Raw genomic sequence first — 1,899 nt, forward strand, 5'->3', positions numbered from 1 at the left:
CCTTACGGTGGAGCTGTGCGTAGATGTGATCAAGAGACAGGGGTCAGGCTGGGACCGCGCTCCGGCCGCGCGACGGGCGGAACAGCGCGCGGCGGGACCACGATCCCCTCGCGCGGCGGGCGTTCCCGTGTTTCCGCCGGGGGAAAACCATGTTCCCGTTCCACCGGATGGGAGAGCGGCTCCTTCGGGGTCGTGGCGTGGTCCGCCTCCAGGGCCATGGCGGGCAGATCCGGGGCAGGCGCCTCGGCAGCGTGGATCGATCCGTCGCCGGCCGGCTCCTCCAGCGGCCCGCAGCCTTCAGGCCGAGCCTCCGCGGGTCCGGCCACAACGGCCGTGTCCGGATCGCCCGCCTCCGCCGGAAGCTGCCCGGCCGGAGGCTCGGCCAAGGGGTCTTCCTCCGGCGAGACGGCCCGGCCCTGCTCCGGCAAGGGGATCCAGCCCCGGCCGCAACGGGCGCAGCGCACCGTACGTCCGGGCGACAGCATCGCCTCCGGCACCTCGTAGGCCGCCTCGCAGCCGGGACAAACGATACGCATGCGAACTCCCTCGGAGCGATCCTAGCCTCATGCGGGCACGCGTGGCACACCCTGCCCCCATGGTGCGCTTCAGTGATGCGACCCTCCGCTACCCGGACCCGAATGGAGGAACCGGAAAGGAGGCCCTGCATGGTCTGCGTTTCTTCCTGCCCGCGGGCTCCTTCACCTGGCTGACCGGCGAATCGGGGGCGGGAAAGACGACCCTCCTCCGCCTCATGCAATGCGGGCTGCGCCCCAGCGAGGGGGAGGTCGAGATCCTGGGCGTGCGACTGTCGCGTGCCCGCCGCACCGCCCTGCCCGCCCTGCGGCGCCGAATCGGCTCGGTCTTCCAGGACTACCGGCTGCTCCCCTATCTGAGCGCCTTCGACAACGTGGCCCTGCCGCTGCGGCTGGCCGGCCGTTCCGAATCCTCGCTGCGGGCCGATGTGACCGAGATTCTGCGTTGGGTCGGGCTCGGCCACCGGACGGATTCGCTGCCGCAGCAGCTTTCCGGCGGCGAGCAGCAGCGCGTGGCCATCGCCCGGGCGGTGGTGGCGCGGCCGGAGCTGCTGGTGGCCGACGAGCCGACCGGCAATCTCGACCCGCGCCAGGCACACCGCACCCTGGCCCTGCTGAACGAGATGAACCGCCTGGGCACCACCGTGGTGGTGGCGACCCATTCCCAGGAGTTGGTGGAGGCTTTCCCAGCCCCGGTGATGACCCTCTCGCGCGGGCGGCTGGTGCATTTCACCGGCCACGATCAGGGCGAGCTGGACGCCTACGACGCCTGGACCGAGCAGCCGGAGCCGGGTTCGGACCCGGAGGACGACGAATTCGATGAGGATGGGGAGGCCCCGCATGGCTGAGCGCCGGCGCTCCCGCGATCCGCTCGGCCTGCGCCGGGCGCTGTCGGGCAAGCTGCTGCCCGGGCTGGTGGCGGCCATGGCGCTGCTCGCTGCCCTGGCCCTCGCGGGGGCGCATGGCGCCGCGGCGCTGGCAGAGCGCTGGCAATACGGCGCCGCGGCGGCGGTGACCGCGCAGGTGCCCGATCCGACGCCGGAACGCATGGCGGCGGCGCTGTCGGTGCTCCGCGCCTCGCCCGAGGTCGCCTCGGCGGAAACGGTGGACCCGGAGCGGATGGCGGCGCTGCTGCGACCCTGGCTGGGCCAGTCCTCCGCCGCTTCCTTTCCGCTGGCCTTGCCAGGAGTGATCGAGGTGCATCTGCGCGACCCCTGGGGCGACGGGGATGGCGATCCCGAGGCGCTGGCCGGGCTGCTGGCCCAGAAGGTGCCCCGGGCCGAGCTGGAATCGCACGGCATCTGGGTCGCCCGCCTCGCCGCCCTGGCCCGCAGCGTGGAGGGTATGGCCTTTGCCGTGTTGGCGC

At 72.8% G+C, this 1,899-nt stretch carries 2 protein-coding genes and 1 pseudogene; 2 read left to right on the plus strand and 1 reads right to left on the minus strand.

Annotation, left to right across the window (positions count from 1 at the left end; translation table 11 throughout):
- Positions 1-29 precede the first annotated feature (29 nt).
- Entirely contained in the window at positions 30-536 is a 507-nt protein-coding gene (locus ROTAS13_RS23850; RefSeq protein WP_075823605.1) for a zinc-ribbon domain-containing protein, read from the minus strand.
- A gap of 59 nt (positions 537-595) precedes the next feature.
- On the opposite strand from ROTAS13_RS23850, the gene ROTAS13_RS23855 reads away from it, so the two are divergent.
- Entirely contained in the window at positions 596-1,381 is a 786-nt protein-coding gene (locus ROTAS13_RS23855; protein ID WP_075823606.1) for a cell division ATP-binding protein FtsE, read from the plus strand.
- Positions 1,374-1,899: pseudogene (locus tag ROTAS13_RS23860) on the plus strand (cell division protein FtsX); the annotation flags it as partial. The gene ROTAS13_RS23855 and the pseudogene ROTAS13_RS23860, both read left to right, overlap by 8 nt.

The organism is Roseomonas sp. TAS13, assembly GCF_001950415.1.
GTDB lineage: Bacteria > Pseudomonadota > Alphaproteobacteria > Acetobacterales > Acetobacteraceae > Roseomonas > Roseomonas mucosa.